Here is an 18,729-nt window from a genome sequence, read left to right on the forward strand (position 1 = left end):
CGTTCACCCGTGCCGTCCTACCGCGTGACCGCCAACGTGGGGCTCCTGCAACCCGGTGTCGACGCCCCTGACGTGCTCCCCGCGGCGGTCGAGGTGGCCGAGTCGTTCACCACCGTCGAGGCGTTCGACGTGAGCGTCGTGCGAGGTCAGGCGCGTGTGACGGTCCGGTTCGAGGCCGTCGACGACCAGTATGCGCGACGCGTCGGCTGGGCCGTGCTGGCACGCCTGGACGAGCTCGCGGACATCAGCGGGCGCTCGGTGACGCGCCGGTTCGGGTCGCGCTGGTACCCCGTTCGGGCGCAGACGACCTGAGGGTCAGCCGAGCTCTTCGGCTGCCTTCGCGATCCTGCGCGATCGCGTCTCGGGCGTCTTGGCCGCCTCGATCGGCTCGATGATCGCGCGCTTGCGGCTGAACGAGAGGGCCTCGAGTGCAGCCTTGCCGGCGTCCGAGAGCGCCGCCGCGAGGTCGTCGGGAACCGCGATCGTGCGCGGGGCGTCGTCGTACTCGATGTCGACGTCGACCTCCTCGCCCGCCGCGATCCCCGCGCCCGCGCGGTTCTCGGCGCTCACCGGGATGAGCGTCTTGCCGCCGTACGGCGTGACCGTGCTGCGGTAGGAGTACCCGTTGATCGTCACGACGGCGGGGAAGCGGGCGCCGCGGCCCATGGCCTCGACCACCTCCGCAGGCACCGGCATGCCGGTCGCCGTCTTGCCGCTGAGCTCGAGAACCGTCCGGAAGCGCATGGGCCGAGACTAGAGGCCGATTCGGCCTGCTGCCGAGGCCGCACCGAGCCACGTGTGCGGGTTGCGGTCCCAGCACCAGCCGAGCTTCGCGCGACGCTCGCTGATCCAGACCGCCGGGACGCGTTGGTTCGTACCGGTGCGCGAGCCCGCGAGCGAGAAGCACTTGTTCGGCCGCAGCATGTCGGGGCGCACGATGGTGAGGGCGACGCCCTCGTCGATGGTCAACGGTGTGCGGCCGCGGCCGGTGATCGTCGCGAGCGCGGTCTCGGGCGTGATGTTGCAGAACTCCGAGCCGGTGTCGATGCCCCAGAGCAGGTACGGCGTCGTCGGCACCTCGACACCCTCGATCGTCCGGTACGTGGGTGCCTCGTCGCGGTCGATCACACTGACCCCGACCTTCGAGCCGCGCCGCATCGCCGGGGCCAGGTCGTTGACGTCCAGGCCCGGCACGACGAGCACGAACGGCACGGCGTCGCCAACGACGACCGACGTGGAGGTCTCGCCGGGAGGTGCGTCGGCGAGCGGTGCGAGCGTGGTCCGGAACGTCGGCTCGTCCACGCCGAGCAGCGACGGGATGCCCAGCTCGACGTACGCGGTGGTCTGGCGCTCGAGCTCGTCGACGAACGACGCCTCGGGAGCATGCGACGCCGCAGCGGGCGACGCCGGTGCGATGACGGTCGGCAGGGACGGGTCGACGGTGGTGACGGGGACGCCCATGGGCTCCTTCTCGGCTCGGTGGCTCGGAGAAGGTTCAACGGACGGCCACCGCCGGGTGTTCCCCCCCGCCGCGCGCGAGAGGTCAGAGCAGGGCGTCGCCCTGACCGAGGATGATCGGGTCCCCGATGGGCCGTGCGGGGCGGGCGCGGCCGTCGCCGGAGGGCGTGGCCGGGGCGTAGCGGTGGGCGACGATGAGGCTCGGCTGGTGCGGGTCGGAGGCCTCGACGAGGACGACCGGCGCGACGCCCGCGTCCTGTGTCAGCAGCGAGCCGAACCAGGCGACTGCCGCCCGGGTTGCCCCGGAGCCGCGGGCCCAGGCGCGCGCGATTCGTTGCGCGTCGTCGGCGGCGCCGTCGAAGGTGCGGATCTCAGGTCCGCCGGCACCGTCGACGAGGACGAACGGGCGCGGGTCGGGGGTGGCCGCGAGGATCGTCCCGAGCGCGTGCTCGAGCGCGCCGAGAGCGATGTCTTGAACGGCGGGTGTGGGCGGGTAGGGCAGCTCGGCGGGCGTGCGGGGCCGGTCGTCCGCAGCCTCGCGGGGGCTCGGGACCGTGCCGGCCGGGGCGGGCGCGGGTTCTGCAGGTGCGGCCACCAGGTGCGCGGCCGCGCTCGCGACGTACTCGGCGACCCACCCCGGCGTGCAGCCGGTCACCCAACGCGTGCGGACGTCCGTGAGGGGGAGTGCCGCGTCGAGGCCGGACGCTGAGACGACGGTCGGCGTCGGGTCGCTGGACCCGAGGTGCAGCGCCCACCGGGCGCCGGGCGTGCGAGCGATCAGCAGGTCGCCGACGCCGACCCCGAGCGCCAGGATCATCGACGAGGGCGGTGCCGACGACGGCCCCTCGGCCCACACCGAGCGGGAGCTGTGCAGGAGGGCACCGACCGCGGCGGGATCGGCGACGTCGATCCCGGCGGAGCGCAGGTGCGCCCGGGCGCGGTCCAGGTGGGCTGCCTCGGTCGCCGTCAGGGGGCGGATGCCGGGGGCGATGTCGACTGCGCGCGACGCGGAGGTGGGCAGCGTCGAACGCGCATCTGTCATGAGGGCGGGATCGACCGGCGTGACCTGCGTCTTGAGGCCGTGGTCGCGATTCCACCCGTTGCGTCACACCTCTGGCGGAACCGCTGTCCGAAACGACACGATGTGCTCCATGAGCCCCCTCACGGACCTCGAGCGGACAGACATCGACAAGGCGAACGCGAGCGGGCTCACGCCCGTCGTCTTCGTCCACGGCCTGTGGTTGCTGCCCAGCAGCTGGGACCGCTGGCGCACCTACTTCGAGGCGGCCGGGTACGCGACGATCGCCCCGGGCTGGCCCGACGACCCCGAGACCGTCGCGGAGGCGAACGCCAACCCGTCGACCTTCGCCAAGAAGGGCATCAGCGACATCGCCGACCACGTCACCGAGGCGGTCACGGCCCTGACGATCAAGCCGGCAGTGGTGGGGCACTCCTTCGGTGGCCTGCTCGCGCAGATCATCGCCGGGAGGGGGCTGTCGGCCGCGACGGTCGCGGTCGACCCGGCGCCGTTCCAGGGTGTCCTGCCGCTGCCGATCTCGGCACTCAAGTCGGCGTCGCCCGTGCTGTCCAAGCCGGCCAACTACCAGCGTGCCGTCCCCCTGACCTACGAGCAGTTCCGGTACGCGTTCGCCAACGCGGTCGACGAGGTCGAGGCCAAGGAGCTCTACGACACCTACGCCGTCCCCGGATCGGGCGAGCCGCTGTTCCAGGCTGCCGCGGCGAACGTCAACCCGTGGAGCCAGGCCAAGGTCAAGACCAAGAACCCCGAGCGGGGACCCGTCCTGATCGTCTCGGGCGAGCTCGACCACACCGTCCCCCACGCGATCGCGCACGCGTCGTACAAGCGGCAGAAGCGCAACGACGGCGTCACCGAGTTCGTCGAGATCGCCGGCGTCGGGCACTCGCTGGTCATCGACCACGGCTGGGAGACCGTCGCGCAGACCGCGCTCGCCTTCGTGCAGCGATTCGTGAGCTGACGGGAACCGCGTCCGGGCGACCCGGGTCGTGCTCCGGTGTGGTGCCCCCGAGCCAGGCGGTTAGCCTGACCTGACGTGGGGAGCGCGCCGTCCCCGACCAACGTCCCTGACCCACCGTCCTCGGAGCACCGTCATCCGCCGACCATCGCGCATCGTCGTCGCTGCCGTCACCGTCGTGCTGGTCTTCGGTGCGGCCGGAGGCGCCTGGGCCTGGGCCTCGCACCGGGCCGACGTCGCGGCGCAGCAGGAGCTCGCGGCCGACCGGGCCGCGGCGGTCGTCGCCGCCCAGGCCGCGGACGTCGACGGTGCGGTCGGGCACGACGCGGCGCTCGACGTCGCGCAGGCGGAGTCGATCCTCGCGGGCGCTCGCGCGCAGCTGGAGGCGGCCGCCGACCAGGCCCGCGCCGCGCTCGCCGCGACCGAGGGACAGGTGGGCGACGATGCCGTCCGGCAGGCGCTCGCCGGGGAGGTCGCGTCCGCCGACGCCGCGCTGGCTGCCGTCCCCGCATCGTCGTCGACCGAGCCAGCCGCCGCCTCGACGGTCCCGACCGGCTACAGCCCCTCGGGGCTGCGTGTGATCACCGCCCAGCTCGCAGCCGGGAACGCCGCCGTCGTCGCAGCGCACGACGCGTGGACGCAGGCCCGGGCGGCCGCCGCCGCAGCGGCAGCCGCGGCGAAGGCGAAGACGCCGAAGCCGGCGTCGTCGGGCAACGCGCCCTCGTGCGGCACCACCTACTCCGGGCCGCCGTTCTACACCTCCGCGCCGACGGCCGGCGGCGACGGCTCCAACGGCAAGCTGCCGCCCAGCGCTCTGACCGCGGTGTCCTGGGCCACGGACTCGCGCGGCACGCCCTACTACCTGCGCAACGATGCGACGGCGGCCCTCGAGCGGCTCAACCAGGCGTTCCGTGCGGAGTTCGGGCACGACCTCGACCTCGACCTCACGTACCGCGACTACGACACCCAGGTGGCCATGCGGGCCGCGCTCGGCAGCATCGCCGCGCAGCCCGGAACCTCGCGGCACGGCACCGGCAACGCGCTCGACGTGCCGGAGCTGCCGTGCGAGTACGGCTGGGACACCCCGCAGCGCAGCTGGCTGGTCAGCAACGGACCGTCCTACGGATGGACGTCGCCGGGCTGGGCGCAGCGCAACGGCTCGAACCCGGAGTACTGGCACTACGAGTTCACCGGCTGAGCCTCGCGGGCAGCAAGATCAGCTGCCGGCCGGTGCCGCCTTGCTGGGCGGCCGGACCGCGTCCGCCGTGCGCGGCACGGTCAGGGCCGAGATCAGCGCGCCGCCCGCCAGGAGCCCTGCGCAGATGAGCATCGCGACGCGGTAGGCCGGTTCGAGGGTCGCGGCGTCCGTCAGCGAGGAGCCGACGCCCGCGGCCAGGGGCAGCACAGCGATCGCGAGCAGGCCGGCCACGCGTGCGACCGCGTTGTTGACGCCGCTCGCCGCACCGGCCAGGTGGTCGGGAGCCGCCGCGAGCGCTGTGGTGGTCAGGGGCGCGACCGTCGCGGACAGGCCCAGCCCGAACACGACGATGCCCGGCAGCACGTGCGTGAGATAGGGCGTCTCCGGTCCGACACCGAGCAGGAGCACCACCCCGGCGGCGCAGATCAGGGGCCCGACCGTCATGGGGATCTTGGGGCCGATGATCGTGCTGAGCGCGCCCGCCCGCGGCGAGAGCAGGAGCATGAGCAGGGTGATCGGCAGGGGCGCCAGGCCGGACGCGAGCGGGGAGTAGCCGGCAACGACCTGCAGGGTCACGACGAGGAAGAAGAAGATCCCAGAGATGGCGGCGTAGATCAGCAGGGTCGCGGCGTTCGTGCCCGAGAACGGCCGCCAGCGGAACAGGGCGGGCGGCAGGATCGGAGCGATCGCACGCCGCTCGACGAGCACGAACGCGACGAGCGCCAGCACCCCGAGCCCCAGGGTGACGGCCACGGTGCCGTCGACGCTGCCTGCCGCCGTCCACGCCGTGAACCCGTAGGTGACGCCGGCCAGACCGAGCGCCCCGAGCACCGTGCCGGCGACGTCGAGCGACTTCGCCGCGTCCTCGTCGACGCTCTCCGGGACGTGCCGCATGGTCACCAGCACCACGGCGGCGGCGAGCGGGAGGTTGATGCCGAACACCCAGCGCCACGAGGTGACCTGGACGATCCAGCCGCCCAGGAACGGCGCGATCGCGCCCGCGACGCCGCCCAGACCCGACCACGCCCCGATCGCGCGCCCGCGGTCGGAACCGGCGAACGTCGACTGCAGGATGGCCAACGAGCCGGGCGTCAGCAGCGCGCCACCGACGCCCTGCACGGCCCGGGCCGCGATGAGCAGCCCCACCGTGGGTGCGACCGCGCAGGCGAGCGACGCGATCGCGAACCAGACGACGCCGAACAGGAAGATGCGCTTGCGGCCGAACCGGTCTCCCAGTGACCCGCCGAGCAGCAGGAACGCCGCGAGGGTCAGGGCGTAGGCGTTGACGGTCCACTGCAGGTCGGCCGTGGTGGCGCCCAGGTCGTCGGCGATGTTGGGCAGAGCGATCGTGACGACCGTGGCGTCGATGAACGCGATCGCCGACCCGAGGACGGTCGCGAACAGGACCCATCGGCCGCGCGCGGACGCGTAGACGATGGCGCCGCCGGGGGCAGGCTCAGCAGGGCTGCTCACGGCCGCGGTCTGTCACGGTCTTTGCTCGGTTGAACTCGCTTCGGCTCGCCCGGCATCTTCGGGTACTCCGGCGGGTACGGCATGTCGCCCTGACCCTCGTCGACCTCCTGGCGCTCCGCGAGCTCCAGCAGCGACTCGATCGAGTACCGCGGGGTCGCCCGGGCGACCAGCGGGGCGAACAGGTCGCCCACCTCGGCGAAGCGCGCCGGCATCGTGCGGACCGTGAAGTCGTCGGGAGCCACGTCCGCGACCTCGTCCCACCGCAGCGGAGCGGAGACCGTCGCCCGCGGGTTGGTGCGGATCGAGTAGGCCGAGGCGATGGTGCGGTCGCGGGCCATCTGGTTGTAGTCGACGAAGATCTTCTGCCCGCGCTCCTCCTTCCACCACTTCATGGTGACCTCGGACGGCATCCGGCTCTCGAGCTCACGGCCGAACGCGATGGTCGCGCGCCGGGCCTCGACGAACGACCAGCGTGGCTCGATGGGCACGAAGATGTGGATGCCCCGGCCGCCCGACGTCTTGGGCGTGCCCTCCATGCCGTGCTCCGCCAGCAGCTCGCGCACGCGGGGGGCGACGCGTGCGACGTCGGTGAAGTCGGTGCCGGGCTGCGGGTCCAGGTCGATGCGGATCTGGTCGGGAGACTCGACGTCGTCGCCGAGCACCGGCCACGGGTGGAACGTCAGCGTGCCGAGGTTCGCGGCCCACGCGACGACGGCCAGCTCGCTGGGCGCGACCTCGTCCGCGGTGCGGCCGCTGGGGAACGCGATGCGGGCCGTCTTCACGTACTCCGGCGCCCCCTGCGGGACGCGCTTCTGGTAGAACGCGTCGCCCGTCGAGTCCATGCGGGTGGCCAGCTTGGCGCCCTCGAACACGCCCTTGGGCCAGCGCTCCAGCGTGGTCGGCCGGTCGAGCAGGGCGCCCAGGATGCCGTCCCCGACAGAGATGAAGTACTGCACGACGTCGAGCTTGGTCAGCCCGAGCTCGGGGAAGTAGATCTTGTCGGGGCTGCTCACTCGGACGGTCCGGCCGTTCACCTCGAGCTCGACCGCGGGGACCTTCGACGGCGTCATGCGCCCAACCTAGGGTGCACCCGCTCAGCCCGCACCGATCAGCCCCCGCTGGTGCGCGACCGACACGGCCTCGGCCCGCCCGGACACCCCGAGCTTGGCCAGCAGGTTCGAGATGTGCACCGACACGGTCTTGCCGGAGATGTAGAGCTTCTCGCCGATCTGCCGGTTGGACAGTCCCTGCGCGACGAGCGCGAGCACCTCGGCCTCGCGTGCCGTCAGGACGTCGGCACCGCTCGACCGCACGCCCGGCAGGTCGAGCCGGCCGCGCCGGGCCAGCCCGCGCACCGCCGTCGCGAGCGGGACGGCGCCCATCGCGTCCGCCTCGCTCAGTGCGGTGCGAGCCGTCTCGAGCGCGCCCTCGCGGTCGCCGCCCTCGAGGAGCGCCTCCGCCAGCCGGAACCGGCTTCTCGCGAGCTCGTAGCGGTAGCCGTAGTCGAACTCCTCGATCGTCTCGCGCCACAGCTCGGGGTCGTTGGTGCCGACGAGCCGCGAGTGCTCCGCGTGCGCCCGCGCCAGCCACGCGCGGCCCTCGGGACCCATGTGCCCGCCACGGGGCCTGCCCCGCACGGCCGTCACGACCGCGCGCTGCAGCAGGTGGTCGCCCCGGGTCAGGAGCTCCGAGATGTCCTTGCCGAGCAGCCGGTCCTGCTGTGCCTGGTCGGCGAGCGCGGCGAGCGCGAGCGCGACCAGCCAGATGCCACCCAGGAAGTAGTCGGACCACGTGCGCCAGAGGTACTCGAGCAGCCGGCCCGCCAGCGCGACGGCTCCCTCCAGGTCGCCCCGCCAGGTGAGCGCGTCGACCGTGCACCCGCCCGCGACGAGGGCGATGAACCCGTCGCGGTGCCAGACGGACTCGAGCGCGAGCCCCCGGTCGGCGGCGTCGGCGTCCCCCCGCGCGACTGCGGCATATAGAGCCTGCGACTTCAGGATGTCCGCCAGCTCGTCGGGCACCCCGCCCAGCCCGGCCGGGCTCAGGTCTCCGGTGACGTAGCGGACCAGGTTGACGAACATGTGCAGCTCGAGCCCGTAGGCGCTCCACGTCATGCCGAGCGACGCCGCACGCTCGACGCCGTCCCGGGCGAGCTGGGCGGCGCCGGGCAGGTCGCCCGCGTAGTAGCGGTTCGACGTCAGGTTGAACATCGTGCGGAGCTCGGTGACGTAGTCGCACGCCTCCCGGGCGCGGGTCAGGGCCGTGTCGAGCAGCTCGGCGGCCCGGTCGGCGTCGTCCACGACGAGCACGGCGAGCGTGGTCAGCGCGTCCGACTCGGCGTCGGCCGCGCCCGCCGCCCGGGCGACGACCACCGCGTCCTGTGCGCTGGCCTCGGCCTGCTCGTCGAGGTCGGCGTTCAGCGCCGCGCGCGCGTACGACGCGAGCGCCCACGCGCGGGCCGAGGTGTCGCCCGTGGGCAGGGCCTCGAGCGCGCGGGACGCCTCACTCATCGCGTCGGCGATGTCGTCGGTCGCGAGCAGGTAGCGCGCCAGCACGGTGCGCAACATCGCCTGCCGCTCGACGTCGGGTGCCGTCTCCTCGACCGCGGCGCGTGTCAGCTGCACCGCGCGGTCGGTCTGGCCCGCCCGGCTTGCTGCCGCCGCGGCGGCGGCCAGGACGTCGGGGTGGTCCTCGTCGAGCGACCCGGTGACCTCGGGGACGGCGCCCCACAGCCGGAGGACGACCTCGAGGTGCCGCAGCTCCTCGGAGGGCGCGAGCACCTCGCGGGCCTGCCGGGCCGCCTCCTGCGAGGCGAGCAGCGCGGTCGGCAGGTCGGGGGCGCGCAGCGCGTGCGACGCGAGCTGTGAGGACGGCCCGAGCGTCGGGTCGTCGCGGAGCACCTTGAGGTAGGCGCGGTGCAGGGCCGACTGCTCACCGGGCAGCAGGTCGGTGTAGACGGCCTCGGCGAGCAGCGCGTGCCGGAACGCGATCCGCCCGTCCTCCCCGCCCAGGATGTGGTGGGCGACCGCCTCGCGCAGAGCCGTGTCGAACGCGCCGGGCGCAGCCAGCAGCGGGTCGTCGGTCACGACCGCGCGCAGCAGCGGCTCGGACACCCGTCGGCCGGCCGCGGACGCGACGCGTGCCAGACGCTGCACCGACGGGTCGAGCTGTTCGAGCCGGGAGCGCAGGACGTCCGCGAGGGACCAGGGCAGCTCCTCCTCGTCCGCTCCCGCCTCGAGCAGCTCCTCGGCGAAGTAGGCGTTGCCCTCCGAGCGGTCGATCACGCGACGCAGGGTGCGCTCCTCCAGCGGCGCGCCGGCGAGCGCCGTCGTGAACTCGCGGAGCTCGTCGTCGGTGAAGGGCGCGAGGTCCAGACGCTCGACGCGCGGGTGCCGGGCCAGCTCGGCGGCGACCGGGCGCCAGGGGTGTCGCCGGTGCAGGTCGTCGGTCCGATAGCTCGCGACCACCATGAGGTGCTGGTCGCGCAGCCGGGAGACGAGGAACCTCAGCACGTCGCGGCTGGACGCGTCGGCCCAGTGCAGGTCCTCCAGGACGAGCAGCAGCGGGTGCTCGGGGACGCCGACGACGCCGAGGGCCTCGACGAGACCGTCGAACAGCTGCAGCCGGCTCGCCTGGTCGTCGAGCGCCCCGACGACGCCCGCCGGACCAGGCAGCAGCCGGGACAGCGCGGGGCGGCCGGAGACGACGTCGTCGACCGCGTCCGGCTCCAGCGCGCGCAGCTGCGCGAGCGCCTCTGCGAAGGGCAGGTAGGGCAGCCCGATCTCGCCCAGGTCCACGCAGTGCGCGACGACGACGCGGGCGCCCGATGCCTGCGCCAGCTCCGCGAAGTGCCGCAGGAGCCGGGTCTTGCCGATGCCGGCGTCCGCCGCGATGAGGACCGCGGTGGGCTCGCCGGCATCAGCGCGCCGCAGGGCCAGCGTGAGCTGGTCGACCTGCGGCGCGCGTGCGACGAACGGGGTGCTCATCGAGCCACGTGCCATGCTCCTGATCCTCGCAGCACCCACCCACGCGTGGCAGTGAATAGCGGGTGCGCAGGCTTCACGGGGCGCAGGCTCCCGTCGGGACGGACGACGCGGTCGCCCTGGACGGGGCGCCGCAGCGCCTCCGACATGCGATCGTGGCGGTAGGCGAGCTCGCCGTCGAGGGCGGTTCCCCAGAATTCAGCCATGGTGTTCCTCCTCATGACCGCCGGACGGTCGTCCGACGCGTTTCGATGACATCAATGACTCTCGTGGTGAGGCGTGGGGTCCCGGATCGGTCGATCGACGGGTCCTGGGCACCACGTGCCGAGCGGCCACGGTCTGAGGTGCCTCTGAGGTGGTCTGAGGTACCTCAGGAGGAGCACGATCAGGTATGGAACTCGTCCAGGTTGCCCAGCGCGCGACCGACCTCGACCGGGCCGCAGCGTTCTACACGGACCTGCTCGGCACCGCGCCGACGGCCCGCTTCGACCCGCCGGGTCTCCTCTTCTTCGACCTCGACGGCACGCGCCTCCTGCTCGACGTGAACGCCCCGTCGTCGCTGCTGTACCTGCGCGTCGACGACATCGAGGCGACCGTCGGACGTCTGCGCGACGCCGGGGTCCCCGTCGAGGCCGAGCCGCACGTGATCTTCCGGCACGACGACGCGACGTTGGGGCCGGCGGGGACCAACGAGTGGCAGGCGTTCGTGCGCGATCCCGACGGCAACCTCGTGGGGCTGGTGAGCCACCGGCGCTGACCGCCGTCGCCTCGCTTCACCCCGACGCGCAGGCGGCACCGCCGGGCGGGAGAGACGTGACTCGGGCACCCTGTTGTGGTGGGCGACGTACGGGACCTCCGGAGTGCAGAGAGCGCTCGGCGGCGTGACGCGCACGTGGTGGACGCTCAGCTCGTCATCGAGTCGGAGCGGTCCGCCACGCGGGCGGCGCGGCACTGGGTCATGCGGGCGATCGCCGACGCCGGCATCGGCGGTGCGTCGAACCAGGTCGTCGAGCTGCTCACCGGCGAGCTCGTCTCGAACGCGGTCGTGCACGGTCCGCCGGGCGACCCGGTGACGGTGCGGGTCCGGATCGACGGCCCGGTGGTCCGCGTCATGGTGAGTGACATGGGCGGTGGTGTCCCGACGGTCGGCCACCCCGAGCCGACGGCTCCGAGCGGTCGCGGACTGGCCCTCGTCGAGGCGCTCGCGACGGCTTGGGGGACCCAGAACCGACCCGGCGGCAAGACGGTCTGGTTCGAGGTCCGGGACGACGACTGAGGCTCGGGCACACCGAAATCGGCTGTCCCGACGAGCTTCCGACGAAACGGACGCGCCCTGGCCTGCGGTTCGACGGTGCACGCAACGCCCGTCCGGCGTAGTTTCGGTGGCGGATCACCGGCCGACGAGGGGCAGCGACACACATGAGCGACGAGGGTCAGAAGGGTTCGACGGCGACCCGGTTGCCCGAGATCAGCGCAGAGGTTCGCGAGGACGGCACGGGCGAGATCTCGATCGACGGCGTCGTCGAGCGGGTCAGCAAGGCGAACCTCGCCGAGGCCGGAGCCGCGATCACGTCGCGCATCGCGGAGCTCGCGGTGTCCGTCGGGCAGCCCGTGCCGGTGCAGGTGCGTGATCCCGAAGGGCTCTGGTCGCTGATGATCCACCCCGACGGTGTGGTCGACGAGGCGCCTTCGATACCGCAGGCGCCGCGCGCGGAGACGGGGGACGAACCCCTGACGACGACTCCGGAACCCGCAGCCACGGACACGCAGGAGGCCACGCCGGCCACGTCGTCGTCGGCACCGAGCGAGAACGACTCGGTCGCGGCAGTCGCCGGGATCCCGCCGGCCTCGGCGGCCGCGCCCGCGACGCCGCCGCCGCCGACCACCCCTCGTGGCCCGGCCGCCAAGCTGCCGGACCCTCCGGTCGCCGCTGCACCGCCGACCGCGCCGCCCGTCGCCGCCGAGCCCGTGGCCGGCTCGCTCCCCACGCTCGACGACCTGCTCGCAGCGCGGCACCCCGTGGAGACGGGTGGACCCGCCGAGCACGGCTGGCGGTACGGACTGGGGCGCGTGACGTTCGGGGCGATCAAGCCCGGCCCCGGCAAGGTCGAGCGTCGTCGTCGGGCCGCGTCCGCGACGGTGCGCCGCACGCTCGACGGACCCAAGACGATCGTCGTCATCAACCCCAAGGGCGGCGCGCACAAGACGACCGCCACGATGCTCCTGGCCGCGACGTTCGGTCTGCAGCGCGGTGGCTACACGCTCGCGTGGGACAACAACGAGACCCGAGGGACTCTCGGGTGGCGCTCGTCGCACGCCGACCACACGCGCACCGCGGTCGACCTGCTGGAGGCGCTGCCCAGGCTCTCGGAGCAGGGGACCGTGCGGATCGGCGACCTCGACGGGTTCGTCCGGACGCAGCCGACCGAGCAGTTCGACGTGCTGGCGTCGGACGAGAACTCGGCCTCGGCGTCGTCCGTCGACGCCAAGTCGTTCTCCGACCTGCACCAGGTGCTCTCCCGGTTCTACCGGGTCCTCGTGATCGACACGGGCAACAACATGCGCGCGTCCAACTGGCAGGCCGCGATCGACGCCGCCGACCAGATCGTCGTCGTCTCGACGATCCGTGAGGACACCGCCCAGTCGGCCGCGTGGGCGCTGGACGCGCTGCGCTCGACGGGCCACGAGGAAGCCGTCCGGCGCGCGGTGACCGTGCTCTCGGCGCCGGAGCCCAAGGTCGACAAGGACCTGCAGAAGCGCCTGCGCTCCCACTTCGGTGCGCTGACCAGGGCCGTCATCGACGTACCGCACGACAAGGCGCTCGTGGCGGGCGGACCGATCGACTACGAAGCGCTGGACCGCTCGACTCGGGACGCCTGGTTGCGAGTGACCGCGGTGGTCGCCGACGGGCTCTGATCTTTTCTCGTGCGGCCGACCGTGCAAGATCGGGTCGGCCCGCGACAGAGGGGAGATGTAGGCCATCGTCGACCCTGGGAGCACCGTGCCACCGCACAGCACGTCCACGTCCGAGAACGCGAGCACAGATCCCGCTGTGGCCTCGCAGTCGGCGAGTGCCGTGGACGCGCCCGTCGGTCCCCGTGACGCTGCCTGGTTCGAGGCGCTCGTGCGCGAGCACACGACGGCGGTGCACCGGTTCCTGGTCCGACGGACGTCGCGCGACGAGGCGGACGACCTCGCGGCCGACGTGCTCACCACGGCGTGGCGCCGACGCGACGACATCCCCGACGGTGCCGAGCTCCCGTGGCTGTACCGGACGGCCGGGTTCGTCGTCGCGAACCACCGCCGCAAGTTCCGGCCCGTGCCGGTCGGCGAGCTCCCGGACGAGATCGACCACGACGACCCCGCCGTACGCCTCGTCCAGGACGAGCAGGTGCGGACGGCGCTGGCCGCCCTCACGGCCCGGGACCGGCAGATCCTGCTCCTGAACGCGTGGGAGGGCCTGGTCGGTGACTCTCTGGCCGCCGTCCTGGGGGTGTCCCGCGGTGGCGCCGATGCCGCGCTGAGCCGCGCGCGCGCCCGGCTGCGCGACGCCTGGGCCGACGCCGAGGCCTGACGGCTGCAAGGTGGCCCGCCCCGACGACACAAGGGGGGTAGAGGACCACCCGCACTCCAGGAGGGCACCGCCATGAACGACGACCAGCTCCACCCGAACGACGACGACGCCGCGTTCCAGCGGCTGCGGGCCGCCGACCCCGCACGGGGCACGAACCCTGACCTCACCGCCGTGTACGCGTCGGTGACGGCGGCGACCGGGGTGCCCGTGGCCGAGGAGACGATCCTGGTCGACGAGCTCTCGGCCCGCCGCGCCCGGCGCACGCCCATGTGGTTGCAGGCCGCGGCCGTCGTCGCGGGGATCGCGGTGATCGGCGGGGGGAGCTACGCGCTCGGCGGTGCCAACGCCGAGACGCCGCCGACGGCAGCGCCGGCGATGACGCTGGCCGACGGCTCGCGCGAGTCCTCGGCCGGTGACGACGTGGCCATGGCACCGGGGTCGTCCTCGGACCTCGCCTCGGGCGCCGACTCCAAGCTCGCCGGCTGGGGGTTCGGCCGGACGGTCTTCAGCTCTGAGGGGCTCTCCACCGAGGGGGGCAGCGCGCCGGCGTACGGGTTCGACGCCGAGTCCGTGTACACGCAGGAGACCATCGCGCGTGTGGCGGCCGCGCTCGGCGTCGCCGGGGAGCCGCGCCAGGAGTACGGCTCGTGGGTCGTCGGCCCCAACGACGGCTCCGGGGCGACCGTGTCGATCTCCTCGGACGGCATGACGAGCGTCTCGTACTACGACCCGACGCGGGACCCGTGGAGCTGCGAGAAGATGTCGGTCGAGCCCGCCGAGCCCCCCGCGGACGGGGGCGGGACCGACGGGTCCACGGGCGCCTCCGAGCCCGCCGTCTCGCCCGAGTGCCAGACCAGCACCGACCCCGCCCCGACCGGGGACGCGGCGACCGGCCAGGCCAAGGACCTCATGTCGGCGCTCGGCGTCGACCCCGCCGGCTTCGAGTTCGAGGTGATCACCGACCCGAGCAGCCCGCAGTACACGACCGTCTCGGCCTACCAGGTGGTCGACGGGCAGCGCACGGGCGTGGCCTGGAGCTTCTCGATCGTCGCGACGGGTGTCCAGTCGCTCTACGGGTCGCTCGCGCCGACCGTCGCGCTCGGGGACTACGACGTGGTCAGCCCGACCGACGCCGTCGCGCGCCTCACCGACCCGCGGTTCGGCCCGTCGTACGGCGGCGTCATGCCGTTGGCCGCCGAGGCTGAGGACGCCGCCCGTTCGTCGGTCGAGATCGCACCCGAGCCCAGCGACGAGCCGACCGTTCCGGCCACTCCCGACGCGGGCAGCCCGCTCGCCTGGCCCGTGGAGCACGTGACGATCGTGTCCGCCCGCCTCGGCCTCGCTCAGACGACGCTGCCGACCGGTGCGGCCGTCCTCGTCCCGACCTACGAGCTGTCGGACTCCGACGGCGCCGTCTGGACGGTCATCGCCGTCGCCGACGACGACCTCGACTTCGACGCCTGACGCCACCTGGCTCGGCCGGCCCGCGTTCGGAGGGGACGCGGGCCGGCCGCTCTTCGGCCTGCCAGACTGACGCCATGCCTGAGCGCCCCGAGAAGCTGCTGCTGCTGGACAGTGCCTCGTTGTACTTCCGCGCCTACTTCGGTGTCCCCGAGTCCATGACCGCGCCGGACGGCACCCCCGTCAACGCCGTGCGCGGGCTGCTGGACATGATCGCGCGGCTGGTCACCGACCTACGGCCCACGCGCCTGGTCATGTGCTGGGACGACGACTGGCGGCCGGCGTTCCGGGTCGACGCGATCCCGTCGTACAAGGCGCACCGCGTCGCGGTCGAGATCCCGGGGACCACAGGCCTCGAGGAGGTCCCGGACACGCTCTCACCGCAGGTCCCGATCATCGTCGAGGTGCTCGCAGCGCTCGGCATCGCACGCGTGGGCGTCCCGGGGTACGAGGCCGACGACGTCATCGGGACCCTTGTGGCGCGCGAGGTCGTGGCCCAGGACCGCGCGATCGTCGAGGTCATCACCGGTGACCGTGACCTGTTCCAGCTGGTCGACGACGAGGTACCGGTGCGCGTGCTCTACACGGCGCGCGGGATCCGAGACCTCGAGACGATCGACCAGGCGCGCCTGAGCGCGAAGTACGACGTGGCCACCGGCGCCGGGTACGCGGACATGGCGGTGCTGCGCGGCGACCCGAGCGACGGGCTGCCGGGGGTGCCGGGCATCGGCGAGAAGACCGCGGCGGCGCTCGTGCACCGGTACGGGTCGCTCGTCGGGATCCTCGCCGCGCGCGACGCGGGTGACGCCGGGCTGACCGCCACGCAGCGTCGTCGGCTCACGGAGTCGGCGGACTACCTGGCCGTGGCGCCGAACGTGGTGCGTGTCGCCCCGGACGCGCCGGTCCCGGCGTTCGACGACCGATTGCCGAAGGTCGTCGCCGACCCGGAGGCGCTCGTCGCGCTCGCGGAGCGGTGGGGCCTGTCGTCGAGCGTCAAGCGCGTCGTGGACGCCCTCGCCGGCTGACGGCGCAAACTACCCCGTACCGGACGTATCAGGCACGGCTGCACGTCCTCCTGTCGTGACGTGTGCACCACAAAGGGTGCACGCATCGACGCCGGGAACCCGGCGACTCGACCCCGAACCAGGGGTCCCGACCGGAAAGGCACGTCCATGTCTGCTGTCCTCACCCCCGCCGCGAAGTCCACGACCCCGGCGAACGTCCCGGACAACACCTTCGTCCCTGAGCCCGCTTCTGCCTCCGCCACCGGCGACAACGTCGTTGCCCGCCTCCTCGACGGGCTCGCCCAGGTGCTCACCCGCCACTCGATCACCGCGCTGCGCATCAGCCTCGGGCTCGTGTTCCTCGGGTTCGGCGTCCTGAAGTTCTTCCCGGGCGTGAGCCCGGCGGCCGAGCTGGCCGAGCGCACGATCGGTGAGCTGACCTTCGGGCTCGTCGCCCCGACGGCGGCCCTGCTCCTCACCGCCATCATGGAGACGTTCATCGGTCTCACGCTCGTGACGGGCTGGTTCCTGCGGGCCGGACTGGTGGTCCTCGCGGGCGCCCTCGTCGGCATCATGTCGCCGCTGGTGCTCTTCTTCGACGAGCTCTTCCCGGCCGGTGGGCCCACCCTGACGGCTCAGTACGTGCTCAAGGACGTCGTCCTCGCGTGCGCTGCCGCCGTGATCGGTGCGTCGGCACTGGGTGCGCGGCTGCGCCGTCCGTGACGACCCGTCAGTCCTCGACGAAGACGTTCGGCGCGGCCTCGTGCGCCGTGGCCGGTGCGGCCACGCCCGTCGGGACCAGCAGGACGTCGTCGAGCCTGAGCGCGACGGGGGCGCTGACCGTGGACTCGCACGCGGTCCGCGCCAGGTCGCCGCTCGGGACGGCGACGAGGCAGAGCTGGTCGCCGGGCGCCGTCGCCACGTAGTAGGCCGCGTCGTCCTGGAGCAGCAGGAGGCGGGTCGTCTCCGGGTAGATCAGCAGGTCCGCCCGGTCGCTGTTCGCGATGACGTCGGCCGACCGCTGCGTCTGGGTCAGCGCAGGGACCAGGACCGAGGGGTCGGCAGCCACGTCGACGGGGGCTTCCTGGGACAGCCGGAGCCAGAACAGCGCACCCACGACCAGCGCGGCCGCAGTGGCGAGCGCGAGCACGCTGAGCGTCCGCGAGCGGCGGCGAGACTCGGTCACCTCGTGGAACCCGGTGAACGCCTCGCTGAACAGGTCGGCGTCGTCGTACGTGGTCATACGTCACCATCGGTCCGCCGGGCACGGAACCTGAGCGGCACGTGCACGGTATGGCCGGGTCGTCCCTCGTTCGGGCGATGCGGTCCGTCTGGTGGGTGCCGCGAGACGGCAAGATGGTCCGGTGATCACGGTCAGCACGGACGGCTCCTGCCTGCGCAACCCCGGCGGGGCCATCGGGTGGGCCTGGGCCAACCACGACGGCACGCACGACAGCGGCGGGCACGAGTCCGGCACCAACCAGATCGCCGAGCTCATGGCGGTCCTCGAGGCCGTCCGCGCCCACCCGGGCGACGAGCCCCTGACCATCCAGGCCGACTCGCAGTACGCGATCAAGTGCTCGTCGGAGTGGATCCACGGGTGGCGACGCAAGGGGTGGCGGACCGCGTCCGGCGGGCCGGTGCAGAACCTGGAGCTCATCCGGGCCATCGACGCGGCCATCACCTCGCGCCCGGGTGGGGTGACCTTCGTCTGGGTGCGCGGACACCGTGGCGACGAGTTCAACGAGCGTGCCGACGAGCTCGCCGGCATCGCCGCCCGTGCGATCCGCGACGGAGTGGATCCCGCGCCGCCGTCGTTCGCGGGCGTGCCGGTCGTGGTTCGTTCCCTGGAGCCGGTCGCGGCGGCCGCCGGAACCTCCTACGCGGAGCCCGATCTGCTGTTCTGACCGCGCGTCCTGACCGCGTCCTTACCGCGTTCTGACCGCGTTCTGACCGCCGGGCAGGCTCAGTGGCGTGAGCGGTTCCCGGCCAGGATCGCCAGCGCGCCGCCGACCGCCTCGTGCACGTAGGCCGCGAGCCAGCCTGCGGGGGCGTGACCCCAGTTCTTGCGGACCGCTGCGATCGGGAAGATCACCAGGTCGTGCTCCGGGTGGTTGAGCACCAGCTCGGGCTCTCCGTCGCCGTGCGCCGTGGCCCAGGCGAGCCCGGGGACGCGTTCGGCCACGAGGTCTCCGAGCGCGACGCCGAAGGCGTTCACCAGGGGAGCCGACTCGGCCCGGTCCTGCGACTGCAGCCAGGTCGCCTGGACGCGGTCGAACAGGTCGCTCACGGTCTGGGCGTCGGCCGAACCGGCGCACAGGCCGGCGACGAGCTCGCGGTGCTGAGCGGCCCAGACGAGCTCGGCGGCGTTCAGCTGCTCGACGAGCACGTCACGGCTCTCGTCCGACGGTGTGTGCGGGTGCGGTACCTCGAGCCCGTCCTCGGGTCTCGCCGCGCGACGAAACAGTCCCATGGCCACGCATCGGTCTGTGACGGCTAAGGATTGAGGACTGTCACCCGAGCGGGTGCCGCACTACGGGCCCGCCGGTGGTGCCCGGCTGCTGCCGAGAGCGGAGCAGGTGCC

The 18,729-nt window shown here is 73.1% G+C and carries 19 protein-coding genes; 11 read left to right on the forward strand and 8 right to left on the reverse strand.

Annotation, left to right across the window (positions count from 1 at the left end; translation table 11 throughout):
• Positions 1 to 9 precede the first annotated feature (9 nt).
• Positions 10 to 312 carry a hypothetical protein gene (locus tag AC1DPN_RS07250; protein ID WP_477084063.1) on the forward strand — a complete coding sequence of 101 codons (303 nt, stop codon included), beginning with the start codon at positions 10 to 12 and terminating at the stop codon, positions 310 to 312.
• Positions 313 to 315: 3 nt separating this feature from the next.
• On the opposite strand, the gene AC1DPN_RS07255 is transcribed toward AC1DPN_RS07250, so the two are convergent.
• The 3 genes from AC1DPN_RS07255 to AC1DPN_RS07265 form a co-directional block, all read right to left on the reverse strand.
• Positions 316 to 744: a DUF1905 domain-containing protein gene (locus tag AC1DPN_RS07255; RefSeq protein ID WP_477084064.1), complete on the reverse strand. Its 429-nt coding sequence runs from the start codon at positions 742 to 744 to the stop codon at positions 316 to 318.
• A 9-nt stretch (positions 745 to 753) separates the two neighbouring features.
• Entirely contained in the window at positions 754 to 1,461 is a 708-nt protein-coding gene (locus tag AC1DPN_RS07260) for a DUF5701 family protein (RefSeq protein WP_477084065.1), read from the reverse strand.
• 82 nt (positions 1,462 to 1,543) lie between these two features.
• Positions 1,544 to 2,500, reverse strand: a complete 957-nt coding sequence (locus AC1DPN_RS07265) for a hypothetical protein (protein WP_477084066.1) — start codon at positions 2,498 to 2,500, stop codon at positions 1,544 to 1,546.
• 109 nt (positions 2,501 to 2,609) lie between these two features.
• Here AC1DPN_RS07265 and AC1DPN_RS07270 point away from each other — a divergent pair, with 109 nt between their 5' ends.
• Positions 2,610 to 3,455 carry an alpha/beta hydrolase gene (locus tag AC1DPN_RS07270; protein WP_477084067.1) on the forward strand — a complete coding sequence of 282 codons (846 nt, stop codon included), beginning with the start codon at positions 2,610 to 2,612 and terminating at the stop codon, positions 3,453 to 3,455.
• Between the two features lie 175 nt (positions 3,456 to 3,630).
• On the forward strand, positions 3,631 to 4,650 hold the full coding sequence (locus AC1DPN_RS07275; RefSeq protein ID WP_477084068.1) for a M15 family metallopeptidase: 1,020 nt from the start codon (positions 3,631 to 3,633) through the stop codon (positions 4,648 to 4,650).
• An 18-nt stretch (positions 4,651 to 4,668) separates the two neighbouring features.
• On the opposite strand, the gene AC1DPN_RS07280 is transcribed toward AC1DPN_RS07275, so the two are convergent.
• The 3 genes from AC1DPN_RS07280 to AC1DPN_RS07290 are packed head-to-tail and all read right to left on the reverse strand — an operon-like array spanning position 4,669 to position 10,109.
• A complete protein-coding gene (locus AC1DPN_RS07280; RefSeq protein ID WP_477084069.1) occupies positions 4,669 to 6,123 on the reverse strand; it encodes a DHA2 family efflux MFS transporter permease subunit in 1,455 nt (484 codons plus the stop codon).
• Complete coding sequence (locus AC1DPN_RS07285; RefSeq protein WP_477084070.1) at positions 6,120 to 7,193, reverse strand: DNA polymerase domain-containing protein; 1,074 nt, start codon at positions 7,191 to 7,193, stop codon at positions 6,120 to 6,122. Before AC1DPN_RS07285 ends, AC1DPN_RS07280 begins: the two co-directional genes overlap by 4 nt.
• Before the next feature lie 24 nt (positions 7,194 to 7,217).
• Positions 7,218 to 10,109, reverse strand: coding sequence for a helix-turn-helix transcriptional regulator (locus AC1DPN_RS07290; protein WP_477084071.1), 2,892 nt, complete (start codon positions 10,107 to 10,109; stop codon positions 7,218 to 7,220).
• A gap of 388 nt (positions 10,110 to 10,497) precedes the next feature.
• Here AC1DPN_RS07290 and AC1DPN_RS07295 point away from each other — a divergent pair, with 388 nt between their 5' ends.
• From AC1DPN_RS07295 to AC1DPN_RS07325, 7 genes are all read left to right on the forward strand, one after another.
• The gene (locus AC1DPN_RS07295) at positions 10,498 to 10,863 is read left to right on the forward strand and encodes a VOC family protein (RefSeq protein ID WP_477084072.1); all 366 of its coding nucleotides are present in this window, start codon (positions 10,498 to 10,500) and stop codon (positions 10,861 to 10,863) included.
• Positions 10,864 to 11,001: 138 nt separating this feature from the next.
• Positions 11,002 to 11,382: an ATP-binding protein gene (locus AC1DPN_RS07300; protein ID WP_477084073.1), complete on the forward strand. Its 381-nt coding sequence runs from the start codon at positions 11,002 to 11,004 to the stop codon at positions 11,380 to 11,382.
• 143 nt (positions 11,383 to 11,525) lie between these two features.
• Complete coding sequence (locus tag AC1DPN_RS07305; protein ID WP_477084074.1) at positions 11,526 to 13,022, forward strand: MinD/ParA family ATP-binding protein; 1,497 nt, start codon at positions 11,526 to 11,528, stop codon at positions 13,020 to 13,022.
• 136 nt (positions 13,023 to 13,158) lie between these two features.
• Positions 13,159 to 13,680 (forward strand): RNA polymerase sigma factor, encoded by a 522-nt coding sequence (locus AC1DPN_RS07310; protein WP_477084075.1) that lies wholly within the window; start codon positions 13,159 to 13,161, stop codon positions 13,678 to 13,680.
• A 72-nt stretch (positions 13,681 to 13,752) separates the two neighbouring features.
• Positions 13,753 to 15,144 (forward strand): hypothetical protein, encoded by a 1,392-nt coding sequence (locus tag AC1DPN_RS07315; RefSeq protein WP_477084076.1) that lies wholly within the window; start codon positions 13,753 to 13,755, stop codon positions 15,142 to 15,144.
• A gap of 74 nt (positions 15,145 to 15,218) precedes the next feature.
• Positions 15,219 to 16,166, forward strand: coding sequence for a 5'-3' exonuclease (locus AC1DPN_RS07320; RefSeq protein ID WP_477084077.1), 948 nt, complete (start codon positions 15,219 to 15,221; stop codon positions 16,164 to 16,166).
• Positions 16,167 to 16,313: 147 nt separating this feature from the next.
• Positions 16,314 to 16,868, forward strand: coding sequence for a DoxX family protein (locus tag AC1DPN_RS07325; RefSeq protein ID WP_477084078.1), 555 nt, complete (start codon positions 16,314 to 16,316; stop codon positions 16,866 to 16,868).
• A 7-nt stretch (positions 16,869 to 16,875) separates the two neighbouring features.
• On the opposite strand, the gene AC1DPN_RS07330 is transcribed toward AC1DPN_RS07325, so the two are convergent.
• Positions 16,876 to 17,388 (reverse strand): hypothetical protein, encoded by a 513-nt coding sequence (locus tag AC1DPN_RS07330; protein WP_477084079.1) that lies wholly within the window; start codon positions 17,386 to 17,388, stop codon positions 16,876 to 16,878.
• Between the two features lie 121 nt (positions 17,389 to 17,509).
• Between AC1DPN_RS07330 and AC1DPN_RS07335 the strand changes: the two genes are divergently transcribed.
• A complete protein-coding gene (locus tag AC1DPN_RS07335) occupies positions 17,510 to 18,052 on the forward strand; it encodes a ribonuclease H family protein (RefSeq protein WP_477084080.1) in 543 nt (180 codons plus the stop codon).
• A 59-nt stretch (positions 18,053 to 18,111) separates the two neighbouring features.
• Here AC1DPN_RS07335 and AC1DPN_RS07340 read toward each other — a convergent pair whose 3' ends face one another.
• Positions 18,112 to 18,618 carry a DUF3806 domain-containing protein gene (locus AC1DPN_RS07340; protein WP_477084081.1) on the reverse strand — a complete coding sequence of 169 codons (507 nt, stop codon included), beginning with the start codon at positions 18,616 to 18,618 and terminating at the stop codon, positions 18,112 to 18,114.
• Positions 18,619 to 18,729: the final 111 nt, after the last annotated feature.

Source organism: Cellulomonas sp. P4_H4, from assembly GCF_056400865.1.

Bases quoted from the DNA above. Each gene is read 5' to 3' on its own strand.
- AC1DPN_RS07285 (WP_477084070.1), bottom strand. From the start codon at position 7,193: ATGACGCCGTCGAAGGTCCCCGCGGTCGAGCTCGAGGTGAACGGCCGG.
- AC1DPN_RS07260 (WP_477084065.1), bottom strand. From the start codon at position 1,461: ATGGGCGTCCCCGTCACCACCGTCGACCCGTCCCTGCCGACCGTCATC.
- AC1DPN_RS07320 (WP_477084077.1), top strand. From the start codon at position 15,219: ATGCCTGAGCGCCCCGAGAAGCTGCTGCTGCTGGACAGTGCCTCGTTG.
- AC1DPN_RS07340 (WP_477084081.1), bottom strand. From the start codon at position 18,618: ATGGGACTGTTTCGTCGCGCGGCGAGACCCGAGGACGGGCTCGAGGTA.
- AC1DPN_RS07290 (WP_477084071.1), bottom strand. From the start codon at position 10,109: ATGAGCACCCCGTTCGTCGCACGCGCGCCGCAGGTCGACCAGCTCACG.
- AC1DPN_RS07265 (WP_477084066.1), bottom strand. From the start codon at position 2,500: ATGACAGATGCGCGTTCGACGCTGCCCACCTCCGCGTCGCGCGCAGTC.
- AC1DPN_RS07270 (WP_477084067.1), top strand. From the start codon at position 2,610: ATGAGCCCCCTCACGGACCTCGAGCGGACAGACATCGACAAGGCGAAC.
- AC1DPN_RS07325 (WP_477084078.1), top strand. From the start codon at position 16,314: ATGTCTGCTGTCCTCACCCCCGCCGCGAAGTCCACGACCCCGGCGAAC.
- AC1DPN_RS07295 (WP_477084072.1), top strand. From the start codon at position 10,498: ATGGAACTCGTCCAGGTTGCCCAGCGCGCGACCGACCTCGACCGGGCC.
- AC1DPN_RS07315 (WP_477084076.1), top strand. From the start codon at position 13,753: ATGAACGACGACCAGCTCCACCCGAACGACGACGACGCCGCGTTCCAG.
- AC1DPN_RS07305 (WP_477084074.1), top strand. From the start codon at position 11,526: ATGAGCGACGAGGGTCAGAAGGGTTCGACGGCGACCCGGTTGCCCGAG.
- AC1DPN_RS07330 (WP_477084079.1), bottom strand. From the start codon at position 17,388: ATGACCACGTACGACGACGCCGACCTGTTCAGCGAGGCGTTCACCGGG.
- AC1DPN_RS07255 (WP_477084064.1), bottom strand. From the start codon at position 744: ATGCGCTTCCGGACGGTTCTCGAGCTCAGCGGCAAGACGGCGACCGGC.